Origin of the sequence: Pseudonocardia sp. NPDC049154, assembly GCF_040648315.1 — a bacterium.
Taxonomy (GTDB): Bacteria; Actinomycetota; Actinomycetes; order Mycobacteriales; family Pseudonocardiaceae; genus Pseudonocardia.
This window is the reverse complement of the sequence record NZ_JBEZDN010000044.1, coordinates 1-16,437: the sequence shown is the minus strand read 5'-3', so window position 1 is coordinate 16,437 and position 16,437 is coordinate 1. Positions and strand designations below refer to the sequence as shown.

15 protein-coding genes and 2 pseudogenes are annotated in these 16,437 nt (G+C 73.2%); 6 read left to right on the top strand and 11 right to left on the bottom strand.

Translation table 11 applies throughout. The annotated features are described in order from the left end of the window. Window positions 1-3: 3 nt before the first annotated feature. Window positions 4-720: a DUF222 domain-containing protein gene (locus AB0B41_RS21120; RefSeq protein WP_358205764.1), complete on the bottom strand. Its 717-nt coding sequence runs from the start codon at window positions 718-720 to the stop codon at window positions 4-6. A 375-nt stretch (window positions 721-1,095) separates the two neighbouring features. Between AB0B41_RS21120 and map the strand changes: the two genes are divergently transcribed. Then, complete coding sequence (gene map, locus AB0B41_RS21115) at window positions 1,096-1,920, top strand: type I methionyl aminopeptidase (RefSeq protein ID WP_358205762.1); 825 nt, start codon at window positions 1,096-1,098, stop codon at window positions 1,918-1,920. 33 nt (window positions 1,921-1,953) lie between these two features. Here map and AB0B41_RS21110 read toward each other — a convergent pair whose 3' ends face one another. Beyond that, window positions 1,954-2,286 carry a nuclear transport factor 2 family protein gene (locus AB0B41_RS21110; RefSeq protein WP_358205760.1) on the bottom strand — a complete coding sequence of 111 codons (333 nt, stop codon included), beginning with the start codon at window positions 2,284-2,286 and terminating at the stop codon, window positions 1,954-1,956. Window positions 2,287-2,288: 2 nt separating this feature from the next. After that, on the bottom strand, window positions 2,289-3,149 hold the full coding sequence (locus AB0B41_RS21105; RefSeq protein ID WP_358205757.1) for a helix-turn-helix domain-containing protein: 861 nt from the start codon (window positions 3,147-3,149) through the stop codon (window positions 2,289-2,291). Between the two features lie 129 nt (window positions 3,150-3,278). Between AB0B41_RS21105 and AB0B41_RS21100 the strand changes: the two genes are divergently transcribed. Next, a complete protein-coding gene (locus AB0B41_RS21100) occupies window positions 3,279-3,791 on the top strand; it encodes a hypothetical protein (protein WP_358205755.1) in 513 nt (170 codons plus the stop codon). Between the two features lie 58 nt (window positions 3,792-3,849). Here AB0B41_RS21100 and AB0B41_RS21095 read toward each other — a convergent pair whose 3' ends face one another. The 3 genes and pseudogenes from AB0B41_RS21095 to AB0B41_RS21085 form a co-directional block, all read right to left on the bottom strand. Beyond that, complete coding sequence (locus AB0B41_RS21095) at window positions 3,850-4,413, bottom strand: potassium channel family protein (protein ID WP_358205753.1); 564 nt, start codon at window positions 4,411-4,413, stop codon at window positions 3,850-3,852. Window positions 4,414-4,432: 19 nt separating this feature from the next. Further along, complete coding sequence (locus tag AB0B41_RS21090; protein WP_358205751.1) at window positions 4,433-4,864, bottom strand: hypothetical protein; 432 nt, start codon at window positions 4,862-4,864, stop codon at window positions 4,433-4,435. Window positions 4,865-5,271: 407 nt separating this feature from the next. Continuing rightward, a pseudogene (locus tag AB0B41_RS21085) lies at window positions 5,272-6,588 on the bottom strand (transposase). A gap of 96 nt (window positions 6,589-6,684) precedes the next feature. Between AB0B41_RS21085 and AB0B41_RS21080 the strand changes: the two are divergent. After that, a pseudogene (locus AB0B41_RS21080) lies at window positions 6,685-7,023 on the top strand (DUF4253 domain-containing protein); the annotation flags it as partial. A gap of 200 nt (window positions 7,024-7,223) precedes the next feature. Next, the gene (locus AB0B41_RS21075) at window positions 7,224-8,123 is read left to right on the top strand and encodes a phytanoyl-CoA dioxygenase family protein (protein WP_358205748.1); all 900 of its coding nucleotides are present in this window, start codon (window positions 7,224-7,226) and stop codon (window positions 8,121-8,123) included. Window positions 8,124-8,133: 10 nt separating this feature from the next. Here AB0B41_RS21075 and AB0B41_RS21070 read toward each other — a convergent pair whose 3' ends face one another. Next, window positions 8,134-8,610, bottom strand: coding sequence for a hypothetical protein (locus AB0B41_RS21070; protein ID WP_358205746.1), 477 nt, complete (start codon window positions 8,608-8,610; stop codon window positions 8,134-8,136). A 150-nt stretch (window positions 8,611-8,760) separates the two neighbouring features. Between AB0B41_RS21070 and AB0B41_RS21065 the strand changes: the two genes are divergently transcribed. Beyond that, the gene (locus AB0B41_RS21065) at window positions 8,761-9,246 is read left to right on the top strand and encodes a peroxiredoxin (RefSeq protein ID WP_358205744.1); all 486 of its coding nucleotides are present in this window, start codon (window positions 8,761-8,763) and stop codon (window positions 9,244-9,246) included. Window positions 9,247-9,315: 69 nt separating this feature from the next. Next, complete coding sequence (locus tag AB0B41_RS21060) at window positions 9,316-10,290, top strand: NADPH:quinone oxidoreductase family protein (protein WP_358205742.1); 975 nt, start codon at window positions 9,316-9,318, stop codon at window positions 10,288-10,290. Here the strand turns inward: AB0B41_RS21060 and AB0B41_RS21055 are convergent. The 4 genes from AB0B41_RS21055 to AB0B41_RS21040 are packed head-to-tail and all read right to left on the bottom strand — an operon-like array spanning window position 10,262 to window position 16,366. Beyond that, window positions 10,262-12,532, bottom strand: coding sequence for a DEAD/DEAH box helicase family protein (locus AB0B41_RS21055; RefSeq protein ID WP_358205740.1), 2,271 nt, complete (start codon window positions 12,530-12,532; stop codon window positions 10,262-10,264). The two genes, AB0B41_RS21060 and AB0B41_RS21055, sit on opposite strands and share 29 nt — an antisense overlap. Then, complete coding sequence (locus AB0B41_RS21050; protein ID WP_358205738.1) at window positions 12,533-14,155, bottom strand: DNA methyltransferase; 1,623 nt, start codon at window positions 14,153-14,155, stop codon at window positions 12,533-12,535. 7 nt (window positions 14,156-14,162) lie between these two features. Further along, complete coding sequence (locus AB0B41_RS21045; RefSeq protein ID WP_358205735.1) at window positions 14,163-16,142, bottom strand: M13-type metalloendopeptidase; 1,980 nt, start codon at window positions 16,140-16,142, stop codon at window positions 14,163-14,165. Continuing rightward, window positions 16,139-16,366: a hypothetical protein gene (locus tag AB0B41_RS21040; RefSeq protein WP_358205733.1), complete on the bottom strand. Its 228-nt coding sequence runs from the start codon at window positions 16,364-16,366 to the stop codon at window positions 16,139-16,141. Before AB0B41_RS21040 ends, AB0B41_RS21045 begins: the two co-directional genes overlap by 4 nt. Window positions 16,367-16,437 lie beyond the last annotated feature (71 nt).

The window sequence follows — 16,437 nt, the reverse complement described above, 5'->3', positions numbered from 1 at the left end:
TGATCACGACGTCGAGCAGCGGGCGCCGGCCGCCGGTCTCGGGGAGTCGGCCGCGCTCGAGTACCAGGCCGCACACCTCGGCGAGCGCCTCGGCCTGGCGTTCCGGGGTGGTGCGTTCGTCCTTCGCGTCACGGGGCGCGGCGCCGGCGTCGACCGCGGCGGCGATCGCATCGACATCGTGGCGTCGTCGAAGCGGCCGATGAGGCTGCCGCCGGGCTTCGTGCGGAAGCGACGCAGGCGCAGCTCGTCGACCTGCGGCGGCGGCCCGTCATCCGGCTCGGCGCCGTCCTGGTCGAGGACTTCGACGAGTTGAGTGCCCCACGCGAGGAGCTCGCTCGGCGTGTACACGCCGGTCTTGCCGGCGAGCTCCCGCTCCGCGCCCGCCCAGACCTCGGGCGAGAGCCGTCGGGCCGCGCCGCTGTCCAGCACCTTGGCGATCACCTCGACGTGCCGCAGGCCGGCAGTTCCGGCGGCGAACGCCTCTGCGGTCGCCGGCAGCCGTGCGGGAAGCTGCGTTCCGTCGATCCCGATGCGCGCACGGACCGACTCGGCGGCGACCACACGTCGGCGTGCCTCGAACCGCTCCCAGCCGAGCAGGTCGCCGAGTGCGCCGGTGGGGGAGCGGTAGCCGCGTTCGGCGAAGACACCTCGGCGCTGGAGATCGGCGACGGCGTCGACCACGACGCGGTCGAGACCCCGCCGCGCCTTCTCGGCCGCCACGAGGACGGCCAGCTCGTCGTCCGACGCGGCCGGGCCCGCCGCGCCGCTCGTCGACCGCCTCCGTCAGGCGGCCGTGCGCGGCGTCGACGCGGCCCGGATCCATGACCCCAGTGTAGTCGAACAAAAGTTCGAAGACTCGCCTTTCGTCGCAGGTCGGGAACTGTTCGACGCGAGTTGTTCGCGGCGGTGAACACCGCTCCTCGAGGCGCACTCGCCCTGCGACCGCTCGCCGCGACGGCAGCGCGCCGAGTGGCGGTGGGGGACTGCTCAGGTGCGGGCCGGCCGCACTCCCCGCCCCCCCGGCTGGTATTACTATACCGCCACGCGCTACGGTGCCGGTATAACTATACCGACACCCTGGAGCGCGAGGTACTCGTGATCGAACTGAAGACGCCTGCGGAGATCGAACGCATGCACGTGGCCGGGCGCTTCGTCGCCGAGGTGCTCTCCGAGGTCGGCCGGCTCGCCGACGTGGGCGTCAACCTCCTGGACCTGGAGCACCACGCGCGCGGCATGATCGAGCGGCGCGGGGCGGACTCGTGCTACTGGGACTACGCGCCGTCCTTCGGGCGCGGCCCCTTCCGCAACGTCATCTGCCTGGCGGTCAACGACGCGGTCCTGCACGGCCTGCCCCACGACTACACGCTGCGCGACGGCGACGTGCTGACCGCCGACCTGGCGGTCGGCATCGACGGCTGGGTGGCGGACTCGGCGCGCACGGTCGTCGTCGGCACGGCCGCCGAGGAGGACCTGCGGCTCGTCCGTGCCACCGAGGAGGCCCTGGAGGCGGCGATCGAGGTGGCGCGTCCGGGCAATCGCCTGGGCGACATCTCGGCGGCGATCTCGGCGGTGGCCCAGGACCACGGCTACCCGGTCAACGACGAGTTCGGGGGTCACGGCATCGGCCGCACCATGCACGAGGATCCCCACGTCTCCAACAAGGGCCGGGCGGGCCGCGGCCTGAAGCTCCGGCCGGGGCTGACCCTCGCGCTCGAGCCCTGGTTCGCCCGCACGACCGACAGGATCGTGTACGACGCAGACGGGTGGACCATCCGCTCGGCCGACGGCTCGCGCACGGCGCACTCCGAGCACACGGTCGCCATCACCGAGGACGCCCCCCTGGTGCTCACCCGCCGTGACTCGGAGGAGCCGGCCGGGAGGGGGTCGTCCGCCGGTCGCCGCACCGCGCGGGACGCCTAGCAGCCGACGGCAGGTGCGTGGTCCGCAACGGACCTACGGGCAGATCGTGAGGGCGGCGAGGGACCCGTCGGCGAGGGTGAAGTGGTGGTGCAGCAGCACCGGACTGCCGGGGAAGTCCCCCGCGATCTCCACCGCCACGACCGTCGCCGCGCCGACACCGCGGACGGACCGCACCGTGCGGGTGAGGGTGTAGGCCGCGGCCACGCCCTCGGCCCAGGCGCGGATCTCGGCGGTGCCGACGTGGTCGCGGCCCTCGTCGTGGACCACGGCGTCGGGCGTGAAGCAGCCGACGATCGTGCCGACGTCCGTGTCGGTCTTGGCGCGGAGGTAGGTGGCGACGGCCTCGGGTGCGTCGACGAGAGTCATGATCATCTCCTTGCTGACGGGGTGAACTGCTCCGGCCCGACGACGCGCAGCAGGCCGAGCCTGCCGGCGGTGCCGGTGCCGGGGGCGGGGGTGAACAGGAGCAGGTGCTGGTCCTCGGCGGTGGTGCGCAGGACCACGCTGTCGAGCTCGAGCAGGCCGACCGCGGGATGGTGCACGCGCATGCGGCTCTCCCGCCGCACGGCGACCTCGTGCTCCTCCCACAGCGCGGCGAACTCCGGGCTGTCGCGCCGCAGCCGGGCGACCAGGGCCTCGCCCTCCCGGTCACGCCCGCCCTGCCGGCGACGGGCGAGGGCGGCGCGGAGGTCGGCGACGTGCACCCGGCTGAGCCGCTCCCGCTCCTCGGGCGGGTGCGGGGCGCGGACGGCGGGGTCGGTGAACCAGCGCAGGACGACGTTGCGCCGGTCGCCGCTGACGGTGCAGACCTCGCCGAACAGCGTCTCCGCCATGCGGTTCTGGGCGAGCAGCGTCCCGATCTCGTCGACGACCTGGGCGGGGGTGTCGACCAGCGTGTCCAGCAGGTGCAGGACGCCGGGTTCGACGTGCCCGCCACCCCGGGGACCCGCGGGCGGCCGATGGCCGGCGAGCAGGAAGAGGTGGTCCCGCTCGTCCTTGGTCAGCCGCAGGGCGCGGGCCAGGGCCGCGAGCAGCTGGGTGCTGGGCTGCGCGCTGCGCCGCTGTTCGAGGCGCATCACGTAGTCGCCGCTCACCCCGGCGAGCTGGGCCACCTCCTCGCGGCGCAGCCCGGGTGTCCGCCGCCGGACGCCGCGCGGCAGCCCCACCTCCTCCGGCGACAGGCGCTCGCGCGCCCGGCGGAGGAAGTCGGCGAGCTCGGTCCGGTGCACACCCCGATCATGACCCCGGGCACCGACAAGAACCACGGAGCGTCGCTCCTACCCTCCCGGTCCGTTCACAGGTGCGAACACCTCGGCTCCGCCGGGACCCGGATCGTCACCGTCCTCGTCCAACCCGGCATGACGACGATCGACGCCCACCTCCCCTTCGACCTCCACGACCTCCCGAACCCCGACGTCTACGAGGAGCTGCTCCGTGCGGCCCCGACGACCGGGCGGTGCCCCGTGTGGATCACCGACCGGACCGTCGGCCGCGTCGGGCCGCTCACGAGCGCCGAGCGCACGGCCCGGCTGCTCGACGTCGCGCGGGCCGACCCGGCCCGGCAGCTCGAGCAGGCCTGGCCCGGGCCCTGCCCGCCGACCTGCTCCTGCTCGGCACCGCTGCCGGCCTGGCCGGGGCTGCTGCCGGTGCCGGACCGGAACGCGACCGCCCTGGAGGGCGACCTCGCCGTCGTCGCCGCCGCACGGTGGGCCCGCGAGCGGGCGTGGCACTCGGCGCTCGCCGTGGTCGACGCCGCGCGCCCCGCGGACGTCCCCGGCGGTGGTCGACTCGACCGGCGCCGGCAACCACGACCAGGACGTCACGGAGATCTCCGCCGTGCTCCGCAGCTGGGAGACCTCCGATCGTCGTGAGCGTCAAGGCCCCGGGTCGCGGCTGCTGTGCGGGGCATTTTGTCGCGACGTTCACTGTTCACGACGGCGGTTCGGGGTCCTGCTGCGTCGTCTGCCGTCCGCGGTTGATCTCGACGGCGCCGAGGAACACCTTGACCACGAGGCCGAGGACGAGCAGGTCGAGGATCATCTGCGCGATGACGACCACCCGGGCCGCCTGGCTGGTCGCCGTGATGTCTCCGAAGCCGACCGTGGCGAAGACGGTGACCGTGAAGTACAGCGAGTCGGTGCGGGTCAGTGAGTCGACGTTGAAGTTGTCGGGGTTGCCTTGCTCCATCATGAAGTACGTGGCGGCGAAGAGGAGGACGAACACCGGCACGGTGATGGCGAGTGCCTCGATCGCGCGTAGGGCTGCGTGTCGATGCCTGATGATCGCTCGTACCTGGAAGACGACGAGGGCGGTCAGCGCAAGTATTCCGACCGCCAGGGCGACACCTAGCGAAATGCCGGTCAGCTTGTTCAGCGGCAGGAGGTAGTACGCCGCGATCACCAGGACCGTGGTTGCCAAGGCTCGCAGCAGTCCGATCGCGACGAGCCGTCGGCGCTGCGCTGCGGAGAGACTCTCGGTGGGTGCGGTGCTCACGTCACGGCTCCTCGATCCGCTAGGCCTCCCGGTTGATCGGAGATGGTCCCGGGTCGATGGTCTTGTGCCGCTCTTGCGGCACCCGCGCCGAGCGGTGCTCGCCTGCCGCCTCGGGGGCGGTCACCCACAGCATCCACACCCCATGGATCAGGAATCCCAGGAGCGGGAAGGCCGGGGTGATTCCCTTCGGGAGGGAGAGCCCGGTCAGCACCCATTCGCCGAACTCGTATGCGGCAGCCGCCCCGATGAGGGCGACGAGCAGGACCGCAACAACCCGATGCTCACCCGCGAGGGCTCTGGTCGTGTCGGATGCGAGCAGCTCGAGCGCCACCCCGCCGAACACGATCACCACATAGGCCGCAGCATTGACCACGATCCACACGGCGAGCAGACGCCAGTCCCACCACGGGCCCGGGCGATCCTCCGAGTCGTTCCCGGCTTCCATGCTCATAACTGCTCCCAAGCATGAGGCGCGCGAAGCGTGCTGTTCCGCCTAATCTCCGCACCTCGGGATGAAGCGGATCTCGGTGAAGGTGCGACACGTCCGACGCTCACGTTGTCGATGACGCCTCTCACACGCACGAACTTCATGCCGAGACCCGCGTGTCGGCCGACGCGGTCCGTTGATCCCGGACAACCGCGAGCCGGGGTAGAAGCGGGCGCTCCTGCCCGTGCGGACACCCCGCGAGGTCTCATCCTCGGCGGGCACCGGCCCCAGCGTCCTCACCCGCTAGGCATGATTGGTGGAGACTCTGGCCCGCGCCCGCGCCCGCGGCGCTGCTGCCGAGCCTTCTCCAGGGCATCGGACGACCCGACGTGCGGCCTTTGTGACTTCTGCAGCGGCGCCAACAGCGCGGTTCATGCTGCGGTCGAAGCCGGCGCCGGTGGCAGGGTCGGACCGGGTGCGGACACGATGCTGAAGGCTTTGTCCTGGTCATAGAGCTGTCGGGTCTGCAGGCAGAAGCAGAGCTGGCCGATCATCCGGTTGAACAGGCGCCGCAGCGCGGCGGCATGGCGGTCTCCGGCAGCGCGCCGGCGCAAGTAGTGCTCCTTCGGCGGGCCTTCGCGTCCAGATGCGGCGAAGGCCCAGACGAACCCGACGGCGGCCAGACGGTTGTTCTTCACCTGCCTGCGCATGATCACTAGCTGGCGACCGGATGCCCTGGTTACCTGCGCGGAGCCTGCATAGGCCTTCACCGCGCGGTCGTCGGCGAAGCGTGTGCGGTCGTCGCCGAGCTCGCCGAGGACGCGGGCGCCCGACGGTTCCCCGAGCCCCGGGGAAGCTGGTGATGATCGCGTAGTCGGGGTGGGCGCGGAAAGCCTCGATCGCGGCCTGGCCAAGCTCCTCGGCGTTGGTGCACTCGGCGTTGAGTGTGGCGAGCAGCGCGAGTGCCTGGCGGCCCAACGCCTGCTCGACCAGCGGCGGATGGAGCAGCTGTGGTGTCCGCAGCGCCGCGGCGATGGCCTCGGCTTTCGACTGGATAGTGCGCTTGCGTCCGCCGCGGCGCAGCGCGGTCGCGATCCGAGCCACCGACAGCTTCGCCCCAAGCGGCCCGTGTCGGGGCGATCGCAGGACTGCGCGCGCATCCGAGCTGGCCAGGTTCGTGACGGTGCTGGTCGCGGAGCGCGCGAACGCGGCGAGGAACGTCGGGTAGTACTCGCGCAACAGCGAGCGCACCTCGAGCATTGCTCGGGTGCGCCGCCACACGGCGTCCTGCTCCGCCCTGGCCAGCACTGCGATGGACTGAGCCAGGGCGCTGCCGGCGGGCAGTCGCCGGTGGGCATGCGAGTCGGTCCGCAGGATGTTCGCCAACGTCAGCGCATCCGCATGATCGGACTTGGCGCAGGCGACCGAGTGCCGGTCTCGATAGCGGGGAACCGCCATCGGGTTGCTGGCATAGACCGGTCTTCCGGTCGCGCGCAGGGCCGCGACCAGCAGCCCGTGGGGGGTCTCGATGGCCACCGGGACCGGCTTCTCGGGGCTGTCTCCTGCGGCAGCGAGCAGGTCGACCAGGGCGGCGAAGCCGTCGGGGTTGTCGGGGATCCTGCGAGCTGCCCGTCCTGCTCCACCAGCGCGACGTCGTGATGGCGCTCCGCCCAGTCGATCACGCAGAACACTCTCAAGCCTTCTAGAAGGGCGCCTGCGGCGTCGCTGTCACCGCGCCCCGCAGCCAGCCCACCAACCGACCACCAGGAAGGAGGCGACCGACATTGCGCATCCGTCCCCCAGAGCCAGGGCTCGTCAGCCCGTGGAGCGCTTCAGGCATCACCGTGTCGGTCACCCCCGGCCACCGAGCAGCGCCGCGACTGACCCGCTCTCGCTTCAGGCCTCGGCCCGCGCGTCAAGCCTTACCGGGCCATGGAGAGACAAGAGGGCTCCGTCCCGTCCAGCTGCTCGGCAGTCATCAGGAGCGCTTCGGCGCCGTCCTCGTGGAGCTCGACGCCGACACGCTGCTCCTCTCGGTCGCCGCCCCGCCGATGACCCGCCGGGAGTGCGAGACGGTTGCGGCCGAGCACTTCGCCTTCTGCCCCGACCAGCAGGACCCGCAGGACGGCCGGATCCTCACACTGCGCAGCTACGCCGACCGGATCCGCGGCTCACGCCAGTGGCGGTTCTGGTGGGGCCGAGGAGAGGACACGGTGGGGGCGTCGTCGTGTCGGGAGGTCGGTGGACACGGGAGTCCTCCTCCAGCTCGGCCGATGACCCGATGGGTGAGCCGTCGCGTCGCCGCGAGGGTGGAACGACTGCGGACGACGAGTCCGCACGCCGGAGCAGAGCTCGGACTGCTCACCGAGAAAGGGAGATCGACATGCTCGTCGACGAGATCCGCCGCACGCCCGCCAAGGTCCTCACGGAGGAGCAGCGCGAGTCGTACTGGGAGAACGGCTACCTGCTGCTGGAGCGGCTCGTACCCGAGGAGTGGCTGGAGCGCCTGCGCGCGGCCACCGACGAGATGGTCGAGCGCAGCCGCACGCTGACGGCCTCGGACCGGGTCTTCGATCTCGAGCCCGATCACACGGCCGACGCCCCGCGGCTGCGCCGGGTCACGAGCCCGGTCGACCAGCACCCGGACTACTGGGCCTACGCCCGGGACTCGCTGCTGGCCGACGTCGCGGCCGACCTCGTGGGGCCGGACGTCGCGTTCCACCACTCGAAGCTCAACTTCAAGTGGGCACGCGGGGGCGCCGAGGTCAAGTGGCACCAGGACATCCAGTACTGGCCGCACACCAACTACACGCCGCTGACCTTCGGAACGTACCTGTACGACTGCGGCACGGAGCAGGGGCCGCTCGGGGTGCTGCCCGGCAGCCACCAGGGCCCGCTCCACGACCTGTACGCCGACGACGGCACGTGGGCGGGGGCCCTCTCGGCCCGCGACGTCGCCGGGCTCGACACCGCGCGCACCGTGTACCTGCCCGGGCCCGCCGGCTCGGTGACCATCCACAACTGCCGCACCGCGCACCACTCGGCCGTCAACGACTCCCCGATCGGCCGGCCCCTGCTGCTCAACGTCTACAAGGCGGCCGACGCCCTGCCCTACACCGCGAACCCGCTGCCCTCGAGCCACGCCGAGGAGGTGGTGCGCGGGGAGCGGGCGCGCTGGGCCCACCACGACCCGCGACCGTGCCTCGTTCCTCCGGACTGGTCGGGTGGCTACACCAGCCTGTTCGCGCTGCAGCAGAAGGAGCCCGCACCGCGGGCGATGTGACGCGCCTCGCTCACGCCTCCCGCCGCCGTCCCCACCGGCGCCGCGGCTCCTCCGGCTCGGGCTCGGCGGGCGCGGGCCCGAGCGCCAGCTCGGACGCCTGCTGGGCCAGCACCTCCAGCTGCGCGGTGACGTCGGCGTGCGCCGGGTCGAGCGCGGCCTGCTCGGCGATGGTGGCGGCCTGGGCGACGGCGTCGGCGAAGGAGGACCGGGCCTCGTCGAGCCGCTGCGAGATCCGCTTCGCCGGCGCCTCGCTCACCCACAGCCACGCCGGTTCGATCGAGTCGCCCACCGTGGCCAGCCTGCGAACGGCGCCGAGCTCGGTGTCGAGCTGCGTCGCGATCCGGGCGAGCCACTCCCGTGCGGGCGACGCCGGGATGGCGGACACGATGCGCCGGAATCGGGCGACGGAGTCCTCGCACCCCGACACGTACCCGTTCCAGTAACGGGACAGCCGGGGCGGCGGCGGTTCGGGCTGCGAGCGGGGCACGCGACCAGGGTGCCCCACGACGCCGCCCGGCCCGCGCGCCGGCCGGTGCCCTCACCGGAAGGTGGGGAGCCCGCAACTCACCCGACGACGAGGTCCGCTCCGGCGCTAGCGTGAGGTGTCCGCATCTTCCCTGACAGCAAGGAGTTCGGCGTGACCCTCTCGATCGGCGACACCGTCCCGGACGTCACCCTCATCACCGTCCGCGACGGCGCTCCGACGCCGGTGCAGAGTTCGGACGTCCTGGGCTCGGGCACCGTGGTGCTCTTCGGCGTGCCCGGCGCGTTCACCCCCGCCTGCTCGGACCAGCACCTGCCCGAGTACGTACTGCGTGCCGACGAGCTGAAGGAGAAGGGCGTCGACACGATCGCCTGCGTGGCGGTCAACGACGCCTTCGTGATGGACGCGTGGGGGAAGTCGCGCGAGGTCGGCGACAAGGTCCTCATGCTCGGCGACGGCAACGGCGACTTCGCCAAGGCGGTCGGCCTGACGCTCGACGGCACCGGGTTCGGCCTGGGCCTGCGCTCGCAGCGCTACGCCGCCGTGCTGAAGGACGGCGTCGTGGCGAGCGTGTGGGTGGAGGAGAAGCCCACCGACGTGACCGTCAGCTCGGCCGACGCGGTGCTGAAGAGCCTCTGACGCACGACCACGGCGTGGCCGTGCTCACGGCCGGAGGACACCGAACGGACGATCGGCCAGGGTGGACCGATGCAACGCGTGGTCTGCACCGAGTTCGGCGATCCGGAACTGCTCACCGTGGTCGAGGAACCCACCCCGGCCCCCGGGCCTGGTGAGGTCCTGATCGAGGTCGGCGCCGCCGGGGTCAGCTTCGTGGACGGGCTGATCGTCCGCGGCGGCTACCAGGTGAAGCCCCCACTGCCGTTCACCCCCGGGTCGGCGGTCGCGGGCCGGGTCGTCGCGGTCGGCGAGGACGTGGATTCCTGCCCGGTCGGCACCGCCGTGGCCGCCTCGGTGACCGGGTTCGGGGGCTTCACCTCGCACGTCACGGTCCCGGCCCCGCTCGCCGTGCCGTTGCCCGCGGGCGTCGACGCCACCGTCGCCGCGTCCGCGACGGAGAACTACGCGACGCTCGTCTTCGCCGTCACGCGGCGGGTCACGATCGAGCCCGGCGAGCAGGTCGTGGTGCTCGGCGCGGGCGGCGGGATCGGACTGGCCGCCGTCGACGTGGCCCGCAGCCTGGGCGCGCGGGTGGTGGCCGTGGCGTCGTCGGAGGAGAAGCGCGCAGCGGCGAAGGCCGCGGGCGCCGAGGTGACGATCGACTACACCGACCTCAAGGACGCCGTCCGCGCGGCCACGGACGGCGGCGCGGACGTCGTGATCGACCCCGTCGGCGGGCCGGCGGCCGAGTCGGCGTTGCGTGCGCTGCGCGCGGGCGGCCGGTTCTGCGTGCTCGGCTTCGCCTCCGGCGAGATCCCGCGCCTGCCCGCGAACATCGTGCTGCTGCGCAACCGCTCGGTGATCGGCGTGGACTGGGGCGACTGGGCCCGCGAGGTCGGCGGGCCGGAGGGCAACGCCGCGCTGCTGGCCGACGTCCTGGGCCGGATCGGGCGCGACGAGCTGCACCCGCCGCGCCCCTCGGTCGCGCCGCTCGACGAGGCCGGGGCGGTCCTGCGGCTCTACGGCGAGCGCCGGGTCACCGGGAAGTACGTCCTGGTCCCGTGAGCAGGTAGACCGCCTCGTCGTCGACGTGCGCGGCCCGCGGTGCGACCGGTCCGAACGGGGTGTCGACGGTGAAGGCGCGCGGCAGCACCATCGGCTCGCCCCGCACGGCGTCGGCGGACCGGAGCTCCCCGCCGACGACCTCCAGCACCGGCGGGAGCTGCGCCCGCAGGCCGCCGAGCAGCGCGGACGCGGTGCGGTCGAGCACCGCGGCCGGGTTGACGCCGACGCAGCCGAGCAGGCCGGCGTCGCCGAGCACCCGGCACACGGTCGCGCGGGTCAGCCCGGTCCGGGACTGCACCTCGGCGACCACCTCCGCCTCCGTGAGGCCTGCCCCCGGATCGAGCGCGTAGGCCGGCCCCGCCACTGACCCACCGGTGGCGTGGTCCGTCGTCCGGACCCGGACCAGCGGCGGCGTGATCGGCCCCGCCGCCCGGAGCGCCCGCACGGCGTGCCGGACCAGGTCCTCGGTCGACAGCGGCAGCCGGGCCCGGAGGCCCGGCCCGACCCGTGCCCACAGCGCCGCGAACCCGGCCCCGCGCACCGCCGCGTCGGGATCGCCGGCCCGCCGCACCACGATTGCGCGCCCGGTGTCCGCGCGGTACTCCTCCTGCAGGGTGCGGGCGAACTCGTCGTAGGCCTCGTTGGCGACCACGGTCAGCCGCGCCACCCGCGGGTCCCGCACCCGCCGGCCCGCGGCGTCGACGGGCAGCCGCAGCCCGCGGCCGATCTCCTGGCGCTTCCGGTCGGGGGAGCGGGTCTCGTTGAGCGTGCAGATCTGGAAGACGTTCGGGTTGTCCCAGCCCTCGCGCAGGGCGGAGTGGCTGAACAGGAACCGCATCGGCTCGGCGGCCGAGAGCAGCCGTTCGCGGTCCCGCATGATCAGGTCGAACGCCGAGGCGTCGGTCTCCCCGCCGTCGACGTACCCCGTCCGCGGGTCGCCGGCGAAGTAGCCGCCGTGGACCGCCGCGACCGGTGGCAGGTCCAGTTCCGGGTAGTCCGGCCCGAGCCGCGTGTATGCCTCCTCGAACCAGCGGCCGGCCTCGCCGAGCCCGCCGTCGGGCGCCCGGTAGCTCGCCACCCGGTCGACGAAGAACAGCGACAGCACCTTCACCCCGCGCGGCGCGAGCGCGCGCTCCCGGTCGAGGTGCCGGCGGACCGTCTCGATCACCTGTGCCCGGCGCACACCGGCGTCGTAGGTCCCGGCCGGGGTCGACGGCGTCACGAGCAGCCCGCCGGAGAAGTGGACCCCGGGCTCCCGGAACCCGATGTCGGCGACGACGAAGCCGCGGCCGTACTCGCCGCGCCCGCCGGACAGCAGCGCGAGATCGTCGCCGAGCCGCACCCAGAGGGTGCGTTCGCGCTGCTCGTGGTGGATCGTCAGCCGGGCGCGGGACCGGCCGGCGTCGACCGCGAGCAGCCGGACCAGGGGTTCCGACGCCCGCCCGTCCGGCACGACCGAGGCCACCTCGATGCCCTTGACCAGGCCCTGCTCCCGCGCCTCGACCGGGTCCAGCCGGTACACCAGCTCGTGCGGGTTCCGGTGCGTGGCCGAGTAGCGCAGCGTGCAGAAGGGATTCAGCTTCGCGATGGCCGCGGCCGCGCCGTCGGACTCCATGTTCTGCGGCTCGTCGAGGATCACGACCGGCCGGGTCGACGCGACGACCTCGATCGGCACTCGTCCGGCCATCTGGTCCTGCGCGCGGTGGACGACGTTCCCGCCCCGGCCCGCCACGTCGCGGCGGAAGGCCTGCAACGTCATCACCAGGAACTGGACGCTGGCCGAGGTGGCGAAGCGGCGGACGCGGCCGAGCCGCCGGGCGTCGTAGGCCGCGGCGTCGAAGGGCTCCGCATACAGCGCGGTGAGGTGCTCGCGCAGGGCCTCGATGCTCGCGAGCACGCCCTCCCGCACGGCCACGCTCGGCACCACGACCACGAACTTCCGGAAGCCGTGGACGCGGTGCAGCTCGAACGCCGTCCGCAGGTAGACGTAGGTCTTGCCGGTCCCGGTCTCCATCTCGACGGCGAAGTCGCGGGTGCGCCCGCCCGTCGTCGGCAGGCCGTGGCGCTCCTGGACGGCGCGGAGGTTGGCCGGGAGCCGGGCGTCGAAGCCGGGGCCGGGTGGGTTGGCGACGCCGGTCTCGGTGAAGGCCGGGTGCGGCGCGCGGGGCAGCCCGGCGAAGAGATCGACGACGGCGGCGACGGCCGCGGCCTGGTGGGGGAGCGTCGCGTCGAAGCGGAGCACTCACACCACCTGGAGCGCGAGGTCGACGCCCCGCCGGTTGCGTTCGCGGACGGCGTGCAGGGTGTGCAGGCGCAGGGCATCGTCGCCGCCGAAGCCCTCCTCGGTCACGGCCAGCACCGCGGGCTCGCGCGCCAGCATCGCCTCGACGACCGCCTCGGTGAGCGGGGCGAAGCAGGCGAGCAGGGCACCGTCGGCCACCGACCAGCCCGCGACGCCGGCGAGGTCGACCTCCTCGACGGGCGCGGTGAGCGGGTGCCCGGCGGCCAGCACCACGCCGGTGAGGTCGGAGCCGCCCCCGGCGACGAGCCGGTAGGCCCGGAAGCCGAGGTCCGCGTCGGGCTTCGCGTCCGGCCGCAGCGCCGCGCCCGCGCGCCGCACCCGCTCCCGCGTGACGTCGGCGATCGACGAGTACGCGGTGCCCGGCGTCGGCTCCGGCAGCTGGACCAGCAGGAACCGCCGCTCCTCCCCGCTGGCCAGGTTCTCGGCGAACACGGCGTGCCCGAGAGTCCCGGAGCCGGCGAAGAAGTCGAGCACGAGATCGCCCGGGCCGGTGCCGATCTGCAGCATCCGGCGGACCAGCCGGGTCGGCTTGGGCGTGGTGAACGGCTCGTCGGCCCCGAACAGCGCGACGACCTCGCGCTTGGCCTCCTGGTTGTGCCCGGTCTCGTCGTGCCGCCACCAGGTGTCCGGCACGATCCCGGCCTGCACCTCGCTGCGGAAGCCCTTGACCCGCGGCGGGTGGTCGCCGTCCCGGCCGAACCAGATCCGGCCGTCGGCGCGCAGCTCCTCGTAGCGGACCCGGTCGCCGTTCCAGTGCCGGCCCGCGGGCGGCCAGACCTCGCGGCCCGACGGCAGCGTGACCGGGTACCGGTAGGTCCCGGCCCGCTCCACGCCCTCCGACCGCACCGAGAAGGAGACGCTCTGCCACGGCCCGCGGGGGTCGCCGTCGGGGTTGCCGAAGGCCTTCTCCTGCGCCGCGCCGCGGGGGAGGAGCCGCCGGTCCCACGCCTCGACGTCCCGCGCGTAGACCAGCACGTGGTCGTGGCTGCCGGAGATCAACGCCCGGTTCTTCTTGGCGAACACCTTCTGCCAGGCCACCGTGGCGACGAAGTTCTCCTCGCCCCAGATCTCGTCCATGATCAGCCGCAGGTGCGCGACCTCGGTGTCGTCGATCGTCACGAAGATCGCGCCGTCCGGGCGCAGCAGCTCACGGGCCAGCACCAGCCGCGGGTACATCATCGACAGCCATCGCGAGTGCCGGCGCCCCGCGGTCTCGACGGCCGCGTTCGCCCGCCGTCCGGAGTCGTCGACCTGGCCGGAGAAGCGCAGGTAGGCGGCCATGGGGTCGGCGAAGTCGTCCGGGTACAGGAACTCCCGGCCGGTGTTGTACGGCGGGTCGATCGTGATCAGCTTGACCGCGCCGTGGTAGGCGCGGGACAGCAGCTTGAGGACCTCGAGGTTGTCCCCCTCGACGATCACGTTGCCGGTGGTGTCCCAGTCGACGGACTCCGCCGGCAACGGCTCGAGCGTGCCGGTGGGCGGCTCGCCGATCACCCGCAGGCACTCCGCCCGGCCGGGCCAGGTGAGGCCGAAGCGCTCACCCGGCCCGTCGGTCACGGTCACGCGGGGCTCACCAGATGCGCACGCGCGCCTCGGGGGCGGTGAACAGCGCGTCGGACTCCCGCACGTCGAACGCCTCGTGGAAGGCGTCGAGGTTGGTGACGACGGCATTGCAGCGCAGGTCCGGCGGCGAGTGCGGGTCGATCGTGAGCCGGCGGATCGCCTCGGCGTCCCGGGTCACGGCCCGCCACACCTGCGCCCAGCCGATCAGCACGCGCTGCAGCCCGGTGAACCCGTCGATCACCGGCGGCTCCGTGCCCTCGGTCGCGATCCGGTACGCCTTGATCGCGATCGTGAGCCCGCCGAGGTCGCCGATGTTCTCGCCGACCGTCAGTGCGCCGTTGACCTTGTGCTCCGGCAGCCCGGCGGGGGAGAGCCCGTCGTACTGGTCGATGAGGGCCTTGCTGCGCCGGTCGAACTCCGCCCGGTCGGCGGTCTCCCACCAGTCGGTCATGTTGCCGTCGCCGTCGTAGCGCGAGCCCTGGTCGTCGAAGCCGTGGCCGATCTCGTGCCCGATCACCGCGCCGATGCCCCCGTAGTTGGCGGCGTCGTCCGCCTCGGGGTCGAAGAAGGGCGGCTGCAGGATCGCGGCCGGGAAGACGATCTCGTTCATCCGCGGGTGGTAGTAGGCGTTGACCGTCTGCGGGGTCATCAGCCACTCGTCCCGGTCGACCGGGCCGCCGATGCGGTTCAGGTCGTAGTCGAAGTCCCACTCGGCGGCGCGCAGGACGTTGCCGAGCAGGTCGTCCGCCTTCACCTCGAGCGCCGAGTAGTCCTTCCACCTGTCCGGGTAGCCGATCTTCGGCGTGAACTTGCCGAGCTTCTCCAGCGCCCGCTCGCGGGTGGCCGGGCTCATCCAGTCCAGCGCCGAGATGCTCTGCCGGTACGCCTCGACGAGGTTCGCGACCAGCTCGACCATCCGCTCCTTGGACGACGCCGGGAAGTGCCGCTCCACGTAGAGCTTGCCGACCGCCTCGCCGAGCGCCCCCTCCACCACCGACACGCCGCGCTTCCAGCGCTCGCGCAGCGCCGGGGTGCCGGAGAGGGTGCGGCCGTAGAAGTCGAAGTCCTCGTCGACGACGGCTCCGGTCAGGTAGTCCGCCGCGGCCGACGCGGTGCGGATCGACAGCCACGCCTGCCACTGCTCGAGCGGCAGCTCCGCCCAGAGCTTCGCCGCGGCGAGCACGAACGACGGCTGCCGGACGACGACCTCGTCGAACGCCCCGTCCGGCGCGCGCAGCGCCGCGTGCCAAGACTCCCAGGGGAACTCCGGGGCGTTGGCCTGCACCGCGGGCCACGTCATCAGGGTGTACGTCTTCTCCGCGTCGCGGTTGGTCACCCGGTCCCAGGACACCGCGGCGAGCGCGGTCTCCAGCTCCATGACCGTCGTGGCGAGCCCCGCCGGGTCCTCGAGCCCGACCAGGCCCGCGAGCCGCTCCAGGTGGGTCACGTACTTCGCGCGGATCTCCGCGTAGGCGTCCTCGCGGTAGTAGGACTCGTCCGGCAGTCCGAGGCCGGACTGCGAGAGGTGCACCAGGTAGCGGTCCGAGTCCTTCGCGTCCGTCGCGACGTAGACGCCGAACAGGGAGGCGCGCCCGTGCCGCTGCCGACGGCCCAGCACCGCGGCGAGCTCGGCCTTGTCCGCGGCCTGCACGATCTCCGCCAGCAGCGGCCGCAGCGGCTCGACGCCCCGGGCCTCGATCCCGTCCGTGTCCATGAAGGAGGCGTAGAGGTCGGCGATCTGCCGGGCCTCGGGTCCCTCGAGGTCGCCCGCGCCTTCCACGATCGCTCGCACGTCCTCCTCGGCCCGGTCGCGCAGGTCGCGGAACGCGCCGTCCTGCGCGCGGTCGTCCGGGATCACGTGGCTGGTCAGCCAGGCACCGTTGACGTGGCCGAACAGGTCGTCCTGGGGGCGGGTGCCGGGGTCGACCCACCGCAGGTCCAGACCGCTGCGGCGGGTCCCGTTCGCTGTCTCGGGGGAGGTCGTCACGCCGTCCATCCTGCCGTCCGCCGCGGCCCGGCCGCCACGGGTTCGCGCACGGCGGAGACGGCGGCGGACACGGCATCGGCGGCGACGGCGAGTGTGCGCAGGTGGCCGGCCAGGTCGGAGCGGGTCGGCTGGGTCTGCAGCAGCAGCGCGCCGGCCCACGGCAGCGCGGCGTCGGCCCGCAGCCGGGCGGCGACCTCCGCGGCCACGTGGAAGTGGAGCCGCACCCACGTGCGGCAGGCGGAGCTGCAGGCCTACCTCGCCGCCGTGCTGGAGCGGTGCGGGCTGGCCGACAAGG